The 19,785-nt window shown below is 73.8% G+C and carries 20 protein-coding genes and 2 pseudogenes; 10 read left to right on the top strand and 12 right to left on the bottom strand.

Annotated features, from left to right (window positions below; genetic code table 11):
- Nucleotides 1–159 precede the first annotated feature (159 nt).
- A pseudogene (locus ACIP98_RS27200) lies at nt 160–618 on the top strand (zinc-binding dehydrogenase); the annotation flags it as partial.
- Between the two features lie 2 nt (nt 619–620).
- Here ACIP98_RS27200 and ACIP98_RS27195 read toward each other — a convergent pair.
- From ACIP98_RS27195 to ACIP98_RS27185, 3 genes are all read right to left on the bottom strand, one after another.
- Entirely contained in the window at nt 621–1,136 is a 516-nt protein-coding gene (locus ACIP98_RS27195) for a protein phosphatase (protein ID WP_401978399.1), read from the bottom strand.
- A gap of 62 nt (nt 1,137–1,198) precedes the next feature.
- A complete protein-coding gene (locus ACIP98_RS27190; protein ID WP_401978398.1) occupies nt 1,199–2,065 on the bottom strand; it encodes a hypothetical protein in 867 nt (288 codons plus the stop codon).
- A complete protein-coding gene (locus tag ACIP98_RS27185; protein WP_319664019.1) occupies nt 2,062–2,985 on the bottom strand; it encodes an NAD(P)-dependent oxidoreductase in 924 nt (307 codons plus the stop codon). The genes ACIP98_RS27190 and ACIP98_RS27185 overlap by 4 nt, the downstream gene beginning before the upstream one ends.
- Before the next feature lie 150 nt (nt 2,986–3,135).
- Here ACIP98_RS27185 and ACIP98_RS27180 point away from each other — a divergent pair, with 150 nt between their 5' ends.
- Nucleotides 3,136–3,726 (top strand): TetR/AcrR family transcriptional regulator, encoded by a 591-nt coding sequence (locus ACIP98_RS27180; RefSeq protein ID WP_319663906.1) that lies wholly within the window; start codon nt 3,136–3,138, stop codon nt 3,724–3,726.
- A 565-nt stretch (nt 3,727–4,291) separates the two neighbouring features.
- Entirely contained in the window at nt 4,292–6,217 is a 1,926-nt protein-coding gene (locus ACIP98_RS27175; RefSeq protein ID WP_319663905.1) for an FHA domain-containing protein, read from the top strand.
- A gap of 39 nt (nt 6,218–6,256) precedes the next feature.
- On the opposite strand, the gene ACIP98_RS27170 is transcribed toward ACIP98_RS27175, so the two are convergent.
- From ACIP98_RS27170 to ACIP98_RS27155, 4 genes are all read right to left on the bottom strand, one after another.
- Nucleotides 6,257–7,030: an SDR family NAD(P)-dependent oxidoreductase gene (locus tag ACIP98_RS27170; protein WP_401978396.1), complete on the bottom strand. Its 774-nt coding sequence runs from the start codon at nt 7,028–7,030 to the stop codon at nt 6,257–6,259.
- Nucleotides 7,027–7,572 (bottom strand): cupin domain-containing protein, encoded by a 546-nt coding sequence (locus ACIP98_RS27165; RefSeq protein WP_401978394.1) that lies wholly within the window; start codon nt 7,570–7,572, stop codon nt 7,027–7,029. Before ACIP98_RS27165 ends, ACIP98_RS27170 begins: the two co-directional genes overlap by 4 nt.
- Before the next feature lie 78 nt (nt 7,573–7,650).
- The gene (locus ACIP98_RS27160) at nt 7,651–8,529 is read right to left on the bottom strand and encodes a helix-turn-helix transcriptional regulator (protein WP_401978392.1); all 879 of its coding nucleotides are present in this window, start codon (nt 8,527–8,529) and stop codon (nt 7,651–7,653) included.
- A gap of 89 nt (nt 8,530–8,618) precedes the next feature.
- Entirely contained in the window at nt 8,619–9,497 is an 879-nt protein-coding gene (locus tag ACIP98_RS27155) for an alpha/beta fold hydrolase (protein ID WP_401978390.1), read from the bottom strand.
- A 529-nt stretch (nt 9,498–10,026) separates the two neighbouring features.
- Here ACIP98_RS27155 and ACIP98_RS27150 point away from each other — a divergent pair.
- The 3 genes and pseudogenes from ACIP98_RS27150 to ACIP98_RS27140 all read left to right on the top strand — a co-directional run.
- Nucleotides 10,027–11,115: pseudogene (locus ACIP98_RS27150) on the top strand (PP2C family protein-serine/threonine phosphatase); the annotation flags it as partial.
- A gap of 307 nt (nt 11,116–11,422) precedes the next feature.
- The gene (locus ACIP98_RS27145) at nt 11,423–12,196 is read left to right on the top strand and encodes a hypothetical protein (protein WP_401978479.1); all 774 of its coding nucleotides are present in this window, start codon (nt 11,423–11,425) and stop codon (nt 12,194–12,196) included.
- Complete coding sequence (locus ACIP98_RS27140; protein ID WP_401978389.1) at nt 12,193–12,984, top strand: NUDIX hydrolase; 792 nt, start codon at nt 12,193–12,195, stop codon at nt 12,982–12,984. Before ACIP98_RS27145 ends, ACIP98_RS27140 begins: the two co-directional genes overlap by 4 nt.
- Here the strand turns inward: ACIP98_RS27140 and ACIP98_RS27135 are convergent.
- The gene (locus ACIP98_RS27135) at nt 12,959–13,384 is read right to left on the bottom strand and encodes an ATP-binding protein (protein ID WP_319663895.1); all 426 of its coding nucleotides are present in this window, start codon (nt 13,382–13,384) and stop codon (nt 12,959–12,961) included. The two genes, ACIP98_RS27140 and ACIP98_RS27135, sit on opposite strands and share 26 nt — an antisense overlap.
- Nucleotides 13,385–13,588: 204 nt before the next feature.
- Here ACIP98_RS27135 and ACIP98_RS27130 point away from each other — a divergent pair, with 204 nt between their 5' ends.
- Entirely contained in the window at nt 13,589–14,470 is an 882-nt protein-coding gene (locus ACIP98_RS27130) for an SDR family oxidoreductase (RefSeq protein ID WP_401978388.1), read from the top strand.
- Between the two features lie 57 nt (nt 14,471–14,527).
- Here ACIP98_RS27130 and ACIP98_RS27125 read toward each other — a convergent pair whose 3' ends face one another.
- On the bottom strand, nt 14,528–14,998 hold the full coding sequence (locus ACIP98_RS27125; RefSeq protein WP_319663893.1) for a DUF5709 domain-containing protein: 471 nt from the start codon (nt 14,996–14,998) through the stop codon (nt 14,528–14,530).
- 197 nt (nt 14,999–15,195) lie between these two features.
- Here ACIP98_RS27125 and ACIP98_RS27120 point away from each other — a divergent pair, with 197 nt between their 5' ends.
- On the top strand, nt 15,196–15,606 hold the full coding sequence (locus ACIP98_RS27120; RefSeq protein WP_319663892.1) for an SsgA family sporulation/cell division regulator: 411 nt from the start codon (nt 15,196–15,198) through the stop codon (nt 15,604–15,606).
- On the opposite strand, the gene ACIP98_RS27115 is transcribed toward ACIP98_RS27120, so the two are convergent.
- Nucleotides 15,603–16,190 (bottom strand): CGNR zinc finger domain-containing protein, encoded by a 588-nt coding sequence (locus tag ACIP98_RS27115; protein WP_319663891.1) that lies wholly within the window; start codon nt 16,188–16,190, stop codon nt 15,603–15,605. The genes ACIP98_RS27120 and ACIP98_RS27115 overlap by 4 nt on opposite strands.
- 162 nt (nt 16,191–16,352) lie before the next feature.
- Between ACIP98_RS27115 and ACIP98_RS27110 the strand changes: the two genes are divergently transcribed.
- Together ACIP98_RS27110 and ACIP98_RS27105 are read left to right on the top strand one after the other, a co-directional pair.
- The gene (locus tag ACIP98_RS27110) at nt 16,353–16,529 is read left to right on the top strand and encodes a hypothetical protein (RefSeq protein WP_401978386.1); all 177 of its coding nucleotides are present in this window, start codon (nt 16,353–16,355) and stop codon (nt 16,527–16,529) included.
- A gap of 66 nt (nt 16,530–16,595) precedes the next feature.
- On the top strand, nt 16,596–18,260 hold the full coding sequence (locus ACIP98_RS27105) for a dolichyl-phosphate-mannose--protein mannosyltransferase (RefSeq protein WP_401978385.1): 1,665 nt from the start codon (nt 16,596–16,598) through the stop codon (nt 18,258–18,260).
- 66 nt (nt 18,261–18,326) lie between these two features.
- On the opposite strand, the gene ACIP98_RS27100 is transcribed toward ACIP98_RS27105, so the two are convergent.
- Together ACIP98_RS27100 and ACIP98_RS27095 are read right to left on the bottom strand one after the other, a co-directional pair.
- Complete coding sequence (locus ACIP98_RS27100) at nt 18,327–18,800, bottom strand: cupin domain-containing protein (RefSeq protein WP_401978383.1); 474 nt, start codon at nt 18,798–18,800, stop codon at nt 18,327–18,329.
- Between the two features lie 182 nt (nt 18,801–18,982).
- Nucleotides 18,983–19,744 carry an SDR family oxidoreductase gene (locus ACIP98_RS27095; RefSeq protein ID WP_319663888.1) on the bottom strand — a complete coding sequence of 254 codons (762 nt, stop codon included), beginning with the start codon at nt 19,742–19,744 and terminating at the stop codon, nt 18,983–18,985.
- Between the last annotated feature and the right edge of the window lie 41 nt (nt 19,745–19,785).

Below are 19,785 nucleotides of genomic sequence, written 5' to 3'. Positions count from 1 at the left end.
GGACCGAATTGCGGCGGTCCCGCCCCACCCGTGGCCGGGGGCCGGCGGCCGCCACGGCCCGCGACAGCACCACGGCGCCGACCACAGTCGACAGGGTCGCGAAGTCGGGATGGATTTCTCCGGGACACCCGCGACGGCAGCCGTCACTCCACCGGAGCCGTGACCGGCGTGTGCAGCACGCGCACCGCGGACCTCGTCCGGTCCTGCGGTGCCGGGCGGGTCGTCGACCACACCCGTGAGGACTTCGCGCGCGACGGGCGGCGGTACGACCTCGTCCTCGATCTCGTCGGCAACCGCTCGCTGACCACCCTGCTGCGCGTGCTGAACCCCACCGGCACGCTGGTGCTGTCCGGCGGCGGCGTCTCCAAGGGCGGCAGCCTCGTCGGGCCGATGGGCCTGATGCTGCGCGGGCAGATCGTCGCGCGTCTCGCGCGCCGCCGCGTCCTCGTACTCGTCGCCGAACCCGGCCCGGAGAACCTCTCGACGCTCCGCGAGCTCGCCGAGTCGGGCGTCATCGCCCCCGTGGTCGACCGCAGTTACCCCCTGTCGGAGGCGCCGGAGGCCATCCGCTACCTGGAAGTGGAGCACGCCCGGGCGAAGGTCGTCGTCACGGTGTGACGCTACGGCCGCGGCTCCAGCCCGGCCAGGAGTCCGGCGACGTCGAGACCGCACCGCAGGTACTGCTCGAAGACGGGATTGTTCAGGGCCCACGGCGAGCGGTGCCGCCGGACGAGGGCGATCGCGGAGGCCGCGTCATGGCCGAGTTCGACGAGTGTCTGCGCCACGACCAGTCCTGAGCGGTTGTACCCGGCGTGGCACCGGACCAGGGTGGTGCGGCCGTCGCGGACGGCCAGGGCGGCCCCGCGGGCGAGCCGCGCGACCGTGGCGAGCTGCCCGGCCGTGAGAGGTGCGTCCGGGAGATCGGCGACCACGTGCTCGACGCGGGGGTCGCCGGGCCCGTGTCCGGGGAGGTCGACCAGGCTGACGACGACGTCGAACCCGCAGGCCACGACGACCGGGTGAACGGTGCCGTACTCGTCCGTCCGGACGTGCCCGCCCATCCAGAGGCCGGGCGTGATCTCGTCCCAGGGCGTCCTGGGGCCGGGCACACCGCCGGCCCGGTCGCGGGTCTTCATCCGAGCGTCCTCCCCGGACCGACAACGGGCCGCCGGCCGCCGCCGTTCCCCGGGCCGCACCCTCAAGGTGCCGGAGCCCCGGTGGGGTTGGGGTAGGGGAGCGCCGCGGCGCAGGCGTGGGCCGGGGCCGACAGGACGGCGGAGAGCCGGTCGAGGTCTGCCGGGGAGAGCGCGGACCAGGGGCGGGCGGCGGCGAGGTCGGTGGCGGCTTCGAGGGACCGGTGGGCGGCCCGGCCGTCGTCGGTGGCAACGCCGTCGGCGTCGAGCAGGCCGCGGGCGGTGAGGCGGGCGCGGGCGGCGGTCCATTCGTCGTCGGTCCAGCCGCGGTGGGGCTGGAGTTCGCCGCGGGGCAGGTCGATGCCCGAGCGCAGGAGCAGGGCTTCACAGCCGTCGAGGTCCGCCGTGACGAGGGCGGCGACATGGCCGTCACCGCGGTGTTCGCGGAGCACGGTCGCGTGGTGCCAGAGCTCGTCGAGAGGGTGGGCCGGCAGCGGCAGGGCCGCGTTGGCGGCGGCCAGGACGCGGCCGGCGATGTCGAGCGCGCCGGTGACCGGGCGCAGCAGGGCCACCGCCTCCTCGGCCGCCGGTTCGTGCCCGGCGAGCAGCCGGCGCAGCGCGGCGCCGGCGCCCCGGGCACGCACCGCCAATGCCGTCTCCGGCATGGCCAGTTGCCAGACACCCGGCAGGGCGCGGGCCACCATGCCCGGGGCGAAGGCGAAGAAGGCGGCGGTGACCGGGGCCGCGCCGACGGGGCCCAGGGGCGCCGCGCGGCAGGCGAAGTAGCCGCGCCAGAAGCCGCGCAGCCCGGCAGCCTCGGAGGCGGCACGTGCCTCGGGGGCGAAGTAGGTGACGGAGTGGACGGGTTCGAGGAGCCACCACATGCGCCGGGCGGTCGGGGGCGGGGTCGCGGAGGCGTCGGTGCCGGTCACGGCCGTGCACCTTCCCTCAGGCCCGCGGCCGCGGCCCCGCGGCGGTCGCCCGCGGTCGTGCGGGCCTCGATCGCGCGGAGCACGGCCACCATGTCCCGGTGGCCGTCGCCCTGTTCGACGGTCTCCTCGAAGAGGGCGTGGCAGACGTCCAGCAGCGGTGAGGCGAGTGCCGCGCGGCGCGCGGCCTCCGCGATGAGGCGGTTGTTGTGCAGCACGTCGGCGGCGGCGGCCTGGGCGGCGAAGTCCCGCTCCCTCAGCTTGGGCGCCTTCATCCGGGACACGGCGCTGGCCATCGGCCCGGCGTCGAGGACGTCGAGGAACTGCCCGGTGTCCAGGCCCTGCCGCTCCGCGAAGTGGAACGCCTCGGTGAGTCCCGTGACCTGCGTGATCAGGAACAGGTTGACCGACAGCTTCATCAGCAGCGCGCCCGGAACGGGCCCGCAGACGAAGGTCTCCCGGCACAGGGGCGCGAGCAGCGGCCGTACCTCCTCGACCGCGGCGGGCTCCCCGGCGAGCATTCCCACCAGCTGCCCCGCCTCCGCGGGCTTGCGGGAGCCGGACACCGGTGCCTCCACATAGGCGCCGCCGGCGGCCCGGACGTCGGCCTCCAGCGCGCGGGAGTACTCCGGCGAGGTGGTGCCCATGTGGACGACGGCATGCCCGGCGACCCGGGACGCGAACGCGGGCCCGCCGCGGTCCAGTACGGCGTCGATCGCGGGACCGTCGGCCAGCATGAGGACCACGACCCGGCACCGGGCGAAGACCTCGTCGGGCCCGGCGGCCACGTGGGCGCCGGCCGCGCGCAACGGCTCGCATCGTTCCGCGGTGCGGTTCCAGACGGCCAGCGGCACTCCGGACCCGGCCAGGTTCAGGGCCATGGGCTGCCCCATGATCCCCAGGCCGATGAATCCCACGTCCATCACGCACCGCCGTTCCGACCGGTCCATCCCGACTGTTATGACGGCTGTCATAATAGTGATCGTGGCGCCTGCCGCCACCCCGTCCGCGGGACCGCACTGCCCCGCGGCGCGGGCGTCGGCCAGGTCGTGGGCGCAGTCGGGAGGTGGGTCATGGCGGGATCCGGGCGCGGGCCGCGCGAGCGCATGGTCTTCAGTGCCGCGCAGCTCATCAGGCGCGGCGGTGTCACGGCGACGGGCATGCGCGAGGTGGCCGTCCACGCGGAGGCCCCCCGCGGTTCCCTGCAGCACTACTTCCCGGGCGGCAAGGAGCAGTTGGTCAACGAGGCCGTAGCCTGGGCCGGCCGCTACGCCGGGAACCGGGTGGCCCGCTTCCTCGCCGGTCTGCCCGAGCCGACACCGGGCGGCCTGTTCGCCGCCATGGTCGCCCAGTGGACCGACGAGTTCCGCGCCTCCGGCTTCGGCGCGGGGTGCCCCGTCGCCGCCGCCACGGTCGACTGCGCCGGCTCCACCGACTCCGTGCGCGCCGCCGCGGCCGCCGCGTTCGCGACGTGGACCGGACCGGTCGCGGCGGCCCTGCGCGACATGGGCGTGCCGGGGGAGCGGGCCGAACCGCTCGCCACCTTGATGATCAGCGCCATCGAGGGCGCTCTCGTGATCGCCCGCGCGGAACGGGACGTACGCGCCCTCACCACCGTCGCCGGCGAGCTCGCCCCGCTCCTGGACGCCGCCGTCACGCGATGAGGGCGTGAATCTCCCGGGCGGGACACCGGCCGGGAGCCGGAATGGAACGCCGGAGCCGGGGCAGACGCTCCCCAGAGCCGCACCGACGACTACCCACCCCCCCGGTCGCCGGTGCGGCCCTTCTCCTCCTCGCCACCCGACCGTGGCGCGGCCTCCGGTGTGACGACGCCCCACCGGACGCTCCGGGAGCCCCGCCGTCCTGCGGCGCATCCATGTCGCCCGCACCACAGGGCACTCGGTGATGACGCGGGGACGGGTTCCGGGCAGCCCACTTGTCGACTTTCGGACAACTGGAGCTTCGATAAGTCGATTTGGCGCCACTTCGGAGGAAACTGTCGCCCAGGGCTGACAGATGGCGGTGCGTGGGAGGTGGGCAGGGCTTCCCCGGTGCGGGATGATCAGGGCGGGTCCGGGGCGCGGGAGCCGGTGAACCGATCGGGGACCGGTGCACGTGGACCCGGTGGACGAGGGGTGGCCGGCGTGTGGCGTGACGCGGCGCGCAGCGGTTCGGCGGCCGGTGCCCGCGTTGTTCTCATCGGTACTGTGACGTGGAAATGAGTGACCTATGCCTCCTGAGATTGTTGGGCGTCAAGGCTCTCTGGCCGGGGAGAGGTTCGGTATCGGCGAGAAGCCCCTCACCTTCGGCCGCAAGGCCGAGAACACGGTGGTGATCGCCAGTGTCAGCGCCTCGCGGTTCCACGCGGAGGTGCGTCGCGAGAACCACGGCTTCGTGCTCTACGACCGGGGCAGCAGCAACGGGACGCGGGTCAACGGGGAACGCGTGACCTCGCACGTGCTCCAGCCCGGCGACCTCATCGCCATCGGTGAGGAGACCTTCTGCTTCGAGGCGGCCGACCCGATGGAGACGATCCTCGATCTCTCCCTCCTGCAGTCGCTGATGACGCCGGCCGAGCCCGAGGAGCCCGGCCCGGTGCTGAACGTGACGGTGGCGGGCGGCGGCCCGGTGGGCCTGTCGTTCGCCCTGCTGCTGGAGCACCTGATGGGCCGCCGGGTCTCCGTCACCGTCTACGACGGCCGCTGGACGCAGGACGGCGACCGGGTCGTGTGGAAGAGCGAGGGACAGGGCAATGTCCGCCGGCAGCAGGTCGTCACCGTGCAGAGCCGCCAGTACCTGAACCTTCCCGAGGAGGTCCAGGCCCGGCTGTTCACGGAGGGCACCTACACCGAGATGTGGCCGGCCGGACCCGACTCGATCCGCGGCTTCAGCCCCCGCAACATACGCATCGCCTACATCGAGGACACCCTGCTCGCCCTCGCGAACGAGAAGCGGGAGCGCATCCGCCTGGTGCCCGCCCGCTTCGACGCGATCGAGCACCGCGAGAGCGTCGCCAAGGACCACGTGCTCGCGATCTGCGAGGGCGGCCGGTCCCGCACCCGCGAGTACTTCACCGAGAAGTTCGGCACCGCGGACAAGTCGATCTACTCCCTGGCCGGCGAGCACATCCAGGACGTCGTCCTCGGACTGCGCGTCAAGTCCGGGCTGTCCGACCCGATGACCGTGCTGCTGACCGTGGCGCAGAATCGTTTCCTGCTCAACGCCCTGCGCGGCGAGGGCTTCCTCAACATGCGCCTCACCGACGCCGAGGCCAAGGAGGTCGTCGGCATCGACCCCGTCCGGCAGGTCTTCGAGGAGTGCATCGCCTCCCGCCCCTGCGTCATGGGACGCGACGAGCACGGCGACTTCCACTGCTCCACCCACAGCACCCTCTTCCTGCCCGCGCTCATCAGGGGTTCGGCCCTGTGGAAGCGGGTCAAGGAAGGCCTGGCGCTCTTCGGAGTGCCCGAGGACGACCTGAGCGCGGTCACCGCCTTCCGGCTGGACATGGTGCAGCGCCCCCGCTTCACCGCCCGCCTCTACCCGGGCACCTCGTCCACCCCTGGCACGTACGGCTTCCTGCTCGGCGACGCAGCCAACGCCATCCACTTCTGGCCCGGGCGCGGCCTCAACAGCGGCCTGGGCTCGGCCATTTCCCTCGCCCGTACGCTCAGCGGCACCTGGCGCGGCCGGCCGCTCCGCGACGCCGACTTCGTCCGGCACGAGGCGGCCATGTCGATGCTCCAGTACCGGCACAAGAGCCGCGCCTGGAACGCCATGATCACCACGGACGAGAACGGCGTCAGCCGTGCCATCAAGGAGGTCATCGCCCAGAGCATCGCCGAGACCGCCGCCCTGGACGGGGAACTGGACCGCGCGTCCGACATCGACGGCCTCATGGAGCAGCTCCGCGCGATCCGCGACCGTCTCGCGCCGCGCATCCCCGGCATGCCCGACGACGAGACGCTGCGGGCGCACCTGGAGACGCTCAGGAGCGAGACCCTGCGCACCCTGATCGACAGCGGGCCGTGGGACACGCTGATCGTCGGCGGCGAGGAGGTCGACATCGACATCTTCTACCGCGACGAGCAGCCGGCGACGCCCGCGAAACCCGCGGCGCCGGCCACGAAGCCGGTCCCGGCCGCCACGGCGTGACGACGGACCGCCCCGGACCGGTGGGTCCGGGGCGGCCGGTCACCAGCCGGGGCGCGCCCCGATCCCGCCGTCGACCACGAGGTCGTGGCCGGTGATCCAGGAGGCGGCGGGGGACGCGAGGAAGACGCAGGCCGCGCCGACGTCCGCGGGGGTGCCGAGGCGCTCCAGGGGCGCGGCCGCGGTCCAGCGGTGCACTCCGTCGGGCCAGTCCCCGGCCAGGCCCGGGCGGTCGATGAGACCGGGGGAGACGGTGTTGACGCGGATTCCCATGGGCCCGTACTCGCCGGCGGCCGCCCGGGTGAACATGATCAGCGCGGCCTTGGCGGCGCTGTAGTGGGCGTGACCGTGGGCGGGGCGGCCGCCCTCGACGGAGGCGATGGCGGTGATCGAACCGCCGCCCTGCCGGGACATGTGCGCGGCGGCGGCCTGCACCACCCCGAAGGCCGCGTGGAGATTCGCGTCGATGACCTCGCGCCATGCGGCGTCGTCCATCCCGGCGAGTTCCCGCACCGGCTGGATGCCCGCGCAGTGGACGACCGCGTCCAGCCGTCCGCCCCAGGCGGCCGCGGCCGCGACGAGTTCACCCGTCTCGTCCGGCCGGGTCAGGTCCGCGCTCAGTGTGCGGGCGCTGCCGCCCGCGGCGGTGATGCCGGCGGACAGGGCCTTGACGGCGTCGGCGCGGCGGTGGGCGTGCAGCACGACCGACGCGCCCGCGTCCACGAGGCACCGGGCGACGCCCGTCCCGATGCCGCCACTGGCCCCGGTGACGAGGGCGACCTGTCCGGTGAGGCCGAAGCCGGGGCTTCCGGTCATTCCTGTTCCCTGTGCGTGCTGTCGGCTGCCGCGCGTCCGGCGGCGCCCGCCGGACGGCTCAGAGCGCGGATCAGTGCGGCGTGCGCGGGATAGCGGGCGGCCAGCATGCCGGGGTCGCCGGCCTCGAAGTCCGCGGGGACGAAACCGGGTGCCATGGTCGTCCCGCACAGCGACCAGCGTCCGCCGGGTGCGACCCGTGCCGCCATCCACGTCCCGGCCGGCACCGTCCACTGCACCCGGCGGTCGGCCTCGTCGCCGAGCAGCAGGGTGCGCGAGCGCCCGTCCGGTGCGAGCAGCAGGAGTTCGGCCGGGTCGCCCCGGTAGAAGTGCCACACCTCGTCGGCGGGCAGCCGGTGCGGTGCGGAGAAGCCGTCCTCGTCGGGACTGAGCAGGAACAGGATCGCGGAGCCCGCCGGGCGCCCCGTTCCGTCCGGCGGTCCCGCCCATGTACGGCGGAACCGGCCGCCCTCGAACGGCAGCGGCTCCAGCCCGTAGCGGGCGGCCACCTCGTCGGCGCTCTCGTCCTCGCGGTGCTGCGGCATCGTTTCCCTGCCCCCTGCCGGTCTGCTGTGCCGACCCTACGAGACGAAGGAGCGCCCGCGAGCGCGGCGCGCGTGCGGTCAGGAACCCGTGAACCGGGGCCGCGGGGCAGGGTCGCCGCTCCATGAGGCGAGGAGGGCGAGGGCCTGCTCGGAGGAGGAACCGGGCTCGGCCGTGTAGATGCCGAGGACCTGATCGGCGTCACCGGTGACCGCGAGGGCCTCGTAGTCGAGGCTGAGGTCGCCCACCACCGGATGGTGGAACAGCTTCCTGCCGAAGGTGCGGCGCTCCACGTCGTGCGCGGCCCACCAGGTACGGAAGTCCCTGTCCCGCAGGGAGAGTTCGCCGACCAGTTCGGTGAGGCGGGCGTCGTGCGGGTGCTCCCCCGCGTAGAGGTGGAGGGCGGCGACGGTGGTGCGGGCGACGCCCTCCCAGTCCTCGTACAGTGCCCGTGCCTCGTCGTGGAGGAAGATGAACCGCGCCATGTTGCGCTCGCGCTGCGGCAGCGCGTCGAAGTCCGTGTAGAGCGCACGGGCCAGCCGGTTGGTGGCCAGGACGTCCGTGCGGCGCCCCACGACCAGGGCGGGGACCTCCGTCAGCGTGTCGAGGATCCGGTACAGCCCCGGACGCACCCGCTGCGCGGGCACGGGGCGCGGACGGCTGCGCACCGGCTTGGCGATCCGGAACAGGTGGCCTCGCTCGTCGCCGGTCAGCTGCAGCGCGCGGGCGATCGCGTCGAGCACGCTCTCGGAGACGTTGACGGCACGGCCGCGCTCCAGCCGCACGTAGTAGTCGACGCTGACCCCCGCCAGCTGGGCGACTTCCTCACGGCGCAGTCCCGGCACCCGCCGCGCCGTGGGTGCCGGCGTCAGGCCCGCCCGTTCGGGGGAGATCTTCGCCCGGCGGGAGCGCAGGAACTCGCCGAGTTCGCCCCCGCGGGGGTCCGCGTGGTCGTCCATGTCTCCACGCTACGCCGCGCCTTCCGGCCGCCCCGGCGGCAAAGGGGTACTGCCGGACCCCCTCGCCGGCACCCCGGGGCGGCCTGGCCTCACCCCGCCCGGGAGGCGTTGCGGGCGACGGCGGTGATGATCGACGGCCACAGTGCCTCGGGCAGGTCGTGGCCCATGCCGGGGAAGAGCAGGAGTTCGCCGCCGGGGACGGCGGCGGCCGTCGCCTCGCCCCCGCTGCGGTCCACCAGGCAGTCGTCCTCGCCGTGGACGACCAGGGTCGGGACGGTGACGGAGCGGAGCCCGGCGGTGCGGTCGGGGGAGGCGAGGATGGCCGCGTACTGGCGGGTGTAGCCGTCCGGGCGGTGCGCGCGGTCGAGGGCCGCGGTGACGCGCTCGCGGAGCGCGTCCTCCGCGACGGGGTAGCCGGGCGAGCCGATCACCGCGGCGCGCCGGACGCCGGCGGCGATGACCCCGTCGCGGTCCAGGGACGCGGCGTCGGGGCCGGGCATGACGGCCCGGGCCCGCTCGGAGGCACGGCCCACGGAGCGGTCCCCGGTGGTGGACATGATCGAGCACAGCGACAGCACGCGCTCCGGGTGGTCGATCACCAACTGCTGGGCGATCATGCCGCCCATGGACGCCCCGACGACGTGGGCGGCCGGGATGTCCAGGGCACCGAGCAGGTCGGCGGCGTCCTGTGCCATGTCGGCGAGCCGATACGGCACGCCGGAGGTGTCGCCGCGCAGGACCGCGCCGATGTCCGGCACACCGTGCCCGTCGAGGCCGGTAGACAGCCCGCTGTCGCGGTTGTCGAAGCGGACGACGAAGAAGCCCTGCTCCGCCAGGGCGGTGCAGAACTCCGGCCGCCATGTGGTCATCTGTGCGCCCAGACCCATGACGAGCAGCAGGGCGGGATGCCCTGGGCTGCCGAAGGTGTCGTACTCGATCTCCATCCCGTTGGCTTTCGCACGCGGCATGCGGGGCTCCTCGGTCGGGTCGTGGACCATCAGGCGGGGTACCGTCCAGTCGGTACGGTACCGGCCCGGCGACCGCCCGGCAGGGGTCGCCGCCCCGGGCGGCGCATCACGCGGGCCGACGGGAACCCGGTGGGATCGGGACACGCGCGCGGCTGACGACAGCCGACAGGTGGGCGCTAGCTCCCAGTCGCGGTCACCCGGTCGCGCGTTCTCGGCGCGTACGTCCAGACCCGTGCCCGCGCCCAGGTGCGGCGGGCGCCGCGAGGCCCAGCAGCCACCCGCGAAGGCCGCCGCGCCCACTGCCGACACCCCTTCCAGGAAACGTCTGCGGTCCCAGGGCGCGATCACACCGTGAGGCCAGGCAGCGGATCCGCGGACGGCCCGCCGGACGGGGCCGGGCGGCGGACGGTGCCCGCACCGGGACGACTTCGGCACTGGATGCCGAATAAATCCGCAAAGGGAAATATTTCCGACATTCCACCGTGCTGACCAAGGGAACAGCGCCTCGACGGCGCGGTCGGAGGTTCCGATGTCGAGTTCGGGTCGGTCACGACCCGCGGCGGCCTGGGCAGAGCCCGCCGCGCCGCGGCAACCGGTGTACAGAGCCCTCGGACCGCTCCTGCGACGGCAGGCGCCCCTCGCCCTCGCCGCGGCCGTGCTGCTCGTCATCACCCTCCTGAGCCTGCTCATCCCGATGGACGTGCACCTGGCCTCGCTGCTCGTGGCGGTGCCCGCCCTGACCGCGACGCTCTACAGCGCGCTCGCCACCATCCACATGACCGTCCTGGCGTGCGCCGGCTCCGTGGCGGTGGACCTCCACGACGGCCTCGGCCACTCGCCGATCCTGCCCATCCACGTGCTGGACCTGCTCGTGGTGTGCGGACTCGTGCTGGCCTTCTGGCGCATGCGGCACACCGACCGGCAGACGCTGAGGGCCGTCCGCTCGGTCGCGGAGACCGCGCAGAGCGCTCTGCTGCGGCCGCTGCCGTGCCGCGTGGGATGCGTGGACATGGCCACCGCCTACCGCTCGGCCGCGGCCCACGCGCGCATCGGCGGCGACCTCTACGCGGCGGAGCGGGTCGAGGGCGCCGTCCGCCTGCTGATCGGCGACGTCCGGGGCAAGGGCCTGGCGGCCGTCGACGACGCCGCCACCGTCCTGGGCGCCTTCCGCGAGGCGGCGCACCGCGACACCTTCCTCAAGGGGGTCGCCATCGCGCTGGAGGCGAGCATGGCCCGCCATTTCGAGCAGGCCGGCGAACGGGACGCCCATGCCGGCGAGCGCTTCGTCACCGTGCTCGTGGCCGAGATCCCCGACAACGTCCCGGTCGTCCGTGTCATCAGCTGCGGCCACCCGCATCCGATGCTCGCGCGCGGCCACGAGGTGGACGTGCTCGACCTGACCCATCCGGCGCCCCCGCTGGGCGTCGCGAACCCCGGACAGGACTTCCGCGTCGACACCTTCCGCTTCGAGGTCGGCGACATCCTGCTCCTCCACACCGACGGTCTCCTGGAGGCCCGTGACCCCGCCGGCGTCTTCTACCCGGCCCTGGACCGGTTCGCCTCCCTGTCCAAGGACGGCGGCCCGGACCGGGTCATCGAGCGCCTGCTGGCCGACCTCACCGCGTACACGGACGGGGAACTCCACGACGACGTGGCATTGGTGGCGGTGCGCCGCCGCTGCTCCGACGCCCGTGCCGCCGAACGGCAGCTGGGGGCACCCACCAGTGTTTCCCGGGAACGGCGCCCCCCGCAGCGCACGCGACCGGCACCAGGACCGCGGCCCGAGCCGGCGTCCCGCACCGGCGGGGCGAGGAACAGACCGCCCGCCGGGGACCGGCCTGAGCGGCACGCCTCCACCGGCGACCGGATCGGAACCGTTGCCCGCGGCTCACCTCCCGCACACCCGCGCGCGCCATACTGCGCGCATGACACCGCCGGCCTTGCGCCTCACCGGCCCCGCGGCCCTGGCCGCACTGCTCGTCCTGGCCGGCTGCGACGGTCCGCCGGACACGGCGGACCCGCGCCCGCCGCGCACCGTGGCGCCGCTGCCGGACTCCGCCGTGGGACAGGCCCTGGCCCAGCGTGCCGCGCATCCCTACTCGGCCCGCGTCCGCACCGAGAGGGCCCCCGGCGCGCCGTCCGCGCCGGCCCAGCGGGTCGAGGGAACCCTGAACCTCGGCGCCCGCACGACCGGCGCGTTCTCCATCTCCTCCGTGGAACCCGACCGGTACAAGGAGGCCCAGGAGGTGCTGCTGCCCACCGGGGCCTGGGTGCGCGAGGTCGACGACCGCGGACGGACCGTGCGGGGCTGGTGGCGCGACCCGCTCGCGAAGGCGCCGCCGGGAAACCAGATCATGCAGGTCCACGCCGTCGCCCAGCTGCTGGCCCGCCAGCCCGCCAACGCCCGCCGCCGGCTCCGCGCGGGGGCCGGCGGCCGGCCGCTGTACCGGCTCTCCGGGTTCATCGCCGCCGGGGCGTTCGCGGACGTCGACCCCCACACCTACGCGATCCTCACGCCACGTGAGGACGTCCCGGGGACGAAGGGCGTCTCGTGCACGGCCTGGGTGGACGCCGGAGGGCGGGTCACCCGCTTCGAGGAGGACCTCGCCTACCCCGACGGCAGCCGCTACCGGAGCGTCATGACGTTCACCGGCTTCGCCGGGCCGGTCCCGGTCCGGGTGCCCGCGGCCGCCTCGTGACCGGGCCGGTGCCGCCGCCCGCCCGCGGCGTCGTGCTGCTGGAGGCCCGTCGCATCCGCATGGTCGAGGTCGACACCCCCGCGCTGCCGCCCGGCCTGCGGTCGGCCATGGACCGTGCCTGGGACGCGGCCGTCGCGGCGGCACCGGCGCTCTTCGACGGGCCGGTCGCGGCATGCGTCGGGCTGGACCGCGAGGGTCCGGACTCCCTCGTCCTGTCCTGGGCGAGGACGACCTACCGGCGGCACGTCCTGCGCCGGTTCCCCGGGGCGGCCGGCTGGCTTCCCTCGCTGTTCGTCGCCGTGATGCAGCCCGACGAGGACGGACGCCTGCTGATCGGCCGGATGGCGCCGTGGACCGCCGCCCTCCGCCGTCGGCAGCTGCCCGGCGGATCCGCCGAACCGCCGGCGGCTGACGAGACGCTGGACCTGGCCGCGCTGCGCCGGCACGCCGCCCGCGAACTCGCCGAGGAGACCGGCACCGTCGTCCCGCCCGGCGACCTGGCGCTCTGGGCCGTCACCCGCGCCGCCAACGGCACGGTCGGTGTGCTGTTCCTCGCCCCGCCGAGGCCCGAGGCCCTGCTGCGCGAACGCTTCGCGGCCCTGGTGGCGTCCGAGACCGCGCTGGGCCTGGAGCCGGAGTTCGACGGGATCGGGTTCGTCGGGTCCCCGGGCGACGTGGTTGCCCTCGGCGACCGCGCGGTGGACTACCTGGCCCCGGTCGTACGCCGCTGGGCCGACCGCGAGGGGGAGCCGGCCGGCCGTCTCAGGAGTCAGGACCCTCCGGCCTGACGGGCGGGGTGAAGCAGGCGGTGATCGTCTTGCCGTCGGGCCGGGAGTGGGTGTGCCAGTGGTCGGCCACGGCGTCCACCAGGGCCAGCCCGCGGCCACCGGTCGCGGTCGCGTCGGCCTGGCGCGGGGCGGGCATCTCACCGCCCGAGTCGTGGACGCTGACGTGCAGGCACCGGCTGTCCCAGGTGAGTACGAGCTCGGCGTCGCTGCGGGCGTGCACATGGGCGTTGGTGATCAGCTCGGACACCGTGAGCAGGATGTCGTCGACCGTGCCCGGGGCGTCCTCGGTCCACTCCAGGGTGTCCAGATGCTCGCGGGTCCAGCGCCGGCCCGCCCGTACCCCGCCGGACACCGGGAAGGACCGCGCCCAGCCCACGGCTTTCATCGATGTGTCGGCCACCGCGCGTCTCCCTTCGAGGGTCCCTACCTTCCGTCTACCCCGCTTTCGCCACCGCACAGGGCCCACCGGGGGGCCCGTGATGCGCGGCGCGACCCGCAGGCGGATCGTGGGTGGGGACCGACCGACGACGCCCAGGCGGGCCGCACGGCGCGGGCGAGGTGATCCGGCCGGGCGGTGCGCCGCGGCGAGGACGGGGGAGTACCGGTGAAGCAGTCCGTACTGCACGACCGTGTCGCCGTCGTGACCGGCGCCGCACGCGGCCTCGGTGCCGGCCTGGCCAGGGAACTGGCCCGGCGCGGCGCCCGGGTCGCCCTGCTGGGCCGCGAGCAGCACGCCCTCGCGGCCGTGGCCACGTCGCTGCCCACGCAGGCGCTGTGCTGGGAGGCCGACGTCACCGACGACGCCACCATGCGCCGCGTCGCCGTCGAGGTGGCCGAGCGGATGGGGGATCCGGCGATCGTGATCGCCAACGCGGGTATCGCCGAGGGCGGTCCCTTCGTGGAGTCCGACCCCGCCGTCTGGCGCCGCGTCATCGAGGTCAACCTCATCGGCAGCGCGACCACGGCCCGCGTCTTCCTGCCCTCGCTGCTGCGCACACAGGGCTACTTCCTCCAGGTCGCCTCCCTCGCCGCCATCGGCGCGGCACCCCTGATGAGCGCGTACTGCGCTTCCAAGGCGGGCGTGGAGTCCTTCGCGCAGTCACTGCGCTCCGAGGTCGCGCACGAGGGAATGGCGGTCGGCATCGCGTACCTGAACTGGACGGACACCGACATGATCCGCGACGCCGACGAGCACCCGGTGCTGCGCGAGCTGCGGGCCCACATGCCGCCACCGGCGCGGAAGGTGTACTCGGTCGAGTCCGTGGCCGCGCGTCTGACCGACGCCGTCGAGCGCCGCGGCCCCGCGGTCTACGCGCCGCCGTGGCTGCGGGCCGCCCAGCCGGTGCGCGCGATGCTGCCGTCCGTCGTCCTGCGGCTCTCCCGCCGGGAACTGCCGCGGCTGGCCGAGCGGACTCCGTTCCGGGCCACGGGTGTCCTGGGGCCCGGCGGCCGGGCCGACATGCCGGACGCCGGCACCGCATCCTGAGGCGGGCCGCCGTCCGGCGTGAGACCGGCTGCCGAGCCGCTCACTCGCTCTCCCCGGTCATTCCCAGGGGTCGTCCTCCGGGACGATGTGCACGGCGGCCTCCTCGGCGCCGGCCGCACCGCCGTCGATGCCGACGTCCTCGGCGAACAGGTCGGAATCCGGGTCCTCGTCCGTGCCCGTGCCCGGTGCGACGAGACGCCCCGCCCGCCCGGCCCCGGCCTGCGGGTCGACCGGTTCGCCGTCGCCTCCGGCCAGGTCGCCGATCCCGTCCCCGGGGTAGACCGTGTCGTCGGGGACCTCCTCGGCAAGACGCTCGTCGAGGCTCTCCCCGGCGCGCTGCTCGGCGGCGGTGACCCCCACCTTGTCCAGGCCCAGCGGCCGCTCGGGCGGGGAGTACCCCTCGTCCAGGATGTCGTCGTAGTCGCGTTCGTCGAGCGCGTCCTCGAGGTCGAGGGGCGCCGCGTCCTGCTGCTCCTCGTTGCCGCCGGTGGGCTGGTAGACGTCGTCCGCCATCGGGTCGTCGGTCATGACCGCCTCCTCCGCATCCGCCGATCTCCTCCGTTCCGGGGGAGTGGGTGCGCCTACCCCTCGTACCGGGCGGCACACGCGGTTCCTCCCCACGATCCCCGCCGTTCCTCCATCGCGGTGGCCGGGCGGCGGGGGCAGACGCATTCCATCGTCGTGGTGGACGTCGGCCGGTGCCGGCACGGGAGACGGGGCATCCCATGGAAGCAACGGAATCGATCGTCGAACGGCTGCCAATGCGCCTGAGAGCGGGCCCCGGGCCGACGCTGGAGCTGTCCGTCGAGTGCCGGTACGGCGCCGACGAGCCCTACGCGGTGCGCATGCGCTTCGGCAGGGTGCCCGGCACCGGGGAGGCGGTGTGGGTGGTCTCCCGCGAGCTGCTGCTCGCCGGCCTGCGCGTGCCCTCCGGATCCGGCGACGTCCACGTACGCCCCGGGGCCGACGGATGCACCCTGATCGGACTGGGCGGGGAGTCGGGCACGGCCGTGCTGCGGGTGGCGACGGGGGCGCTGGCCGCGTTCCTGGCGGCCGCCATCGCTCTCGTCCCCCTCGGCGCCGAGTCGGGGTACATCGACTGGGACGCCTGCATCAGCGGGCTGCTGTCGGCCTAGACCCTGTCCGCCCGGCGGTCGGCGCCGGCCACGACCGGATCGCCGGAGGCCTTCTTGCGGGCCCGGTAGGCGGCGGCCTTCACCCTGTTGCCGCAGGTCTCCATGGCGCACCACTCGCGCCGGGAGCCGCGGGAGCGGTCGATGTAGACCTGCGTGCACTCGGGCCGGCCGCACTCCTTGAGCAGGGCCCCCTCCGGACCGCTGAGGATGTCGATCACCTGGCGGGCCAGCGAGGAGAGGGCCTGCCGCGGGGTCGCCTCCACACGCCGTCCCTCGCCCGTGAGCTGCGGGACCGCGGAGGGCATCCGCGCCGTGTCGTTGACGAGGGCGACCGCGGCGGCGTCACGGTCCTGGCCCAGCAGGCCCGCGCGGACGAGGGTGTACACCGCCTCGCGCAGGTCCACCGCGGCGTCCAGATCGGCCTGATCGCACCGCGTCTCGGCGTGCACCATCCCGGACTCGCTGAACCAGGCGTCGAGACTCTCCGGTGTCGTGAGCATCTCGCGGGGTTCGGGGTTGCGGCGGGCCCGCAGCGTGCCGACGAAGTCGAGGGCCGGAGTCCCGCACGGGAAGCGGTGTAGCATGTCACCATTCTGACAGGTGATGCTGCTCCGGGCAAGCACCCCGCGCCGACCGGCATTCTCGCGCATCGACCGCTTGACAGGGAAGCCGGACGTGACGCAGCATCGTCACCAGTCCAACTGGTTATGTCTGGCTTGTGAGCCACCCAGGAACCGAGATGCACCGTGAACCGGCGGAGCACGGGGAGACGGCGCGCCGCCTCGTCCGAGGCGGCCGCGCACCGGCCCGGAGCCCCCGCCGAAGAAGGAGTCCCCATGACCATGCCCCGTACCTTCGCCGCCGTGCTCGTGGGCCTCGTCGCCGTGGCGACGATGATCGGCTGTTTCGCCCAGGTCTGGTGACCCGTCACGTCCCCGGTCCCCGGGGGCGGCGGCGTCCGTGCCGCTCCTGATCCCTACGATGGCCGAGTGACGACGCACACAGCGACACAGACCCGTGCCGGACAGGGTCCCGCCGGAGGCGGGTGGCCGGCTGCCTGGCTGCGGGGACTGAGGCCGTTCGGCTACGAGGCACGCCCCTGGACGGACATCCGGGAGCGGCTGGTGCCGCCGTTCGGAACGGCCCGGGCCGGCTGGTTCGGGCCGCTGCTCGTCGCCGTGTTCGCCGGGCTGCTCCGCTTCTGGAACCTCGGCCGGCCGCACGACGTGGTCTTCGACGAGACGTTCTACGCCAAGGACTCCTGGTCCATGCTGCGGCTGGGGTACGAGGGCACCTGGCCCGACCGCAAGATCGCCGACCCCGACATCCTCGGCCACTCCGCGAACCTGCCGCTCACCGACCCCGGGACGTTCGTCGCCCACCCGCCGATGGGCAAGTGGATGATCGCGCTCGGCGAATGGGGCTTCGGTCTCGACCCGTTCGGCTGGCGCTTCATGTCGGCTCTGGTCGGCACGGTGTCGGTGCTGATGCTGTGCCGAATAGGCCGGCGCCTGTTCCGATCGACGGCCCTGGGCTGTCTCGCGGGCGCTCTCATGGCGGTGGACGGCCTGCACTTCGTGATGAGCCGTGTCGCCCTGCTCGACATATTCGTCATGTTCTTCGTCCTGGCGGCCTTCGGGTCCCTGCTGATCGACCGCGACCGCGCGCGGGCCCGGCTGGCCGCCGCACTCCCGGTGGGCGCGGACGGCTCCGCCGGTCCTGACGCCGCGACAGGGGACCGCACCGGCACGGGCGTACGGCCCTGGCGGATCGCGGCCGGCGTCTTCCTCGGCCTCGCTTCCGCCGTCAAGTGGAACGGCCTGTACTTCCTGGCCTTCTTCATGATCATGACGTTGCTCTGGGACCTCGGCTCCCGTCGCCTGGCGGGGTCCCGACGCCCCTACGCCGCCGTGCTGCGCAGGGACTTCGTCCCCTCCGTCCTGTCCCTGCTGCCGGTCGCCGTCGCGACGTACCTGGTGACCTGGACGGGCTGGTTCATGACCGACGACGGCTACGGACGCCACTGGGCGGACGGCCGCGGCGGCACCTGGTCGTGGATCCCCGCCCCGCTGCGCAGCCTGTGGCACTACGAGCACGCGGTCTACCAGTTCAACGTGGGCCTGCACACCCCGCACCCGTACCAGTCCAACCCCTGGAGCTGGCTGGTACTCGGCCGCCCCACCTCGTTCTACTACCAGTCCCCGAAACTCGGCGAGGACGGCTGCAGCGCCGCGGAGGGCTGCTCCCGGGCCATCCTCTCCCTCGGCACCCCCGCACTGTGGTGGGCGGCCTGCTTCGCGCTGGCCTACCTCCTCTTCCGCTGGGCCCTGCGCCGGGACTGGCGCGCCGGCGCCGTCCTGTGCGCGGTGGCGGCCGGCTACCTGCCCTGGTTCAACTACCAGGACCGCACCATCTTCACCTTCTACGCCGTCGCCTTCGTCCCGTACCTGTGCCTGGCCGTCGCCATGGCCCTGGGCGCGCTCATCGGCCCCCCGGGCGCGGACGAACGACGCCGCGTCGTGGGAACCGTCGCCGCGGGCACGCTGGGCCTGCTCGTCGTCTGGAACTTCATCTACTTCTTCCCGATCTACACGGGGCAGACGATCCCCTACTCGGCCTGGCACGCCCGGATGTGGCTCGACTCCTGGATCTGACCTGGGGGGCCGGCCCCGCGGCGGCGCGAGGCCGGCCCGGCCCGGCCGACGCGCCGGAGATCCGGATCACCGCGAGGGAGCCGACCGCCAGTCGGGAAGGTCCTCGAAGTGCACGTCGTAGCGGTGCTGTTCGGGGAGAAGAGACGCGAACTCCGCCTCGCCGCGGCTGATGGCGGCCAGCTGTTCGAAGTAGCCGAAGCGTTCGATACCGGGGCTCAGCACGACGACCACGTCGGCCACCTCACCCTCCGCGGCCCCGAACACGTGCGGCAGGCCGGGCGGTACGACGACGAGTCCGCCCTTTGCCACCGTGGTCAGAGTGTCGCCGAGGCGGAACAGCATCGTCCCGTCCAGTACATAGAAGAGCTCGTGGGACAGCTTGTGGTGGTGCGGGGGTGCCCCGTCGGCACCGGTGGCGAGGGTGAGCCTGCTGGCGCTGACCGCACCCCCGTCGGCGAGCAGCTCGAACGCGCCGTCGGTGAGCGACGCCCCGGCCGCCTCACCGGGTTGCACCACCAGCGCGGTGTGCGTGGGCTTCATCGTGACTCCTTCGATCGGACGTGCCGCCCGGTGGTCGGTCCGGCGGGCGCCGGTCACCGGGCGGAGTTCAGTGGCGAACGGTCGAGGCTGTGGCACCGGACGGAACGGCGTCGGGGCCGGACGTCCGGGAGTTTCCCCGTGCAATCGAATGACCGGTTCACGCCGGGGGCTCTTTCCGAGAGTCAGTCCCAAGCCCCGCCGCCGTTGACTCCCGCGATCGTGCCCGTGATGAAGCCGCTGTCCTCACCCGCGTAGAAGGCGACGGCCCGGGCCACGTCGTCGGGCTTGGCCATCCGGCCGAGCACGGTCTGCGCCGCTTGGCGTTGCCTGTGCAGGTCGCCGAGGGCTTCGGCGATGCTGGTCTCGTCCACCGGGCCTGCGGCCACCACGTTGACGGTGATCCCGCGGGGGCCCATCTCCTGGGCGACGTAGCGGGCGAACTGGTTCAGGGCCGCCTTCGAGGTTCCGAGCGCGATCATCCGCTCCCGGGGCTGCCGGCTCGTCCCGGTGCTCATGAAGACGATCCGGCCGTAGCCGTGCGCTGTCATGCCGGGGACGACGGCCTTGGTCACCACGAACGCGGCCCGCATCTCCTCGTTCAGCTTGGTGCCCAATTCGTCCCACGACATCTGCTCGAACGACTTCACGGCGAACGGGATCAGGGCGTTGTGGACCAGCACGTCCACCTCGCCCATCTCGGCGCGGACCCGCTCGATCATGCCGGCCACCGCGTCCGCGTCACGGACGTCGGCCTGGACGGCCATCGCCTCGCCTCCGGCGAACCTGATGGACGCGACCACCGCTTCCGCGTCCCGCTCACTGTTGAGGTAGTTCACGACCACCCGCATGCCTCTGGATGCCAGCAACCGGGCGGTGGCCGCACCGATCCCCCTGCCGGCGCCCGTGACGAGAGCGATCCTGCCGCTGTGCTGACTGACTGTCATGAAGACCTCCCAGGGGTCGTGGATGTGTTCGGCGCGGACAG

Source organism: Streptomyces sp. NPDC088354, from assembly GCF_044753585.1.
In the GTDB taxonomy this organism is placed as follows: domain Bacteria; phylum Actinomycetota; class Actinomycetes; order Streptomycetales; family Streptomycetaceae; genus Actinacidiphila.
Note: the sequence above shows the minus strand (reverse complement) of the source record. Positions and strands in the feature narration are given on the sequence as shown.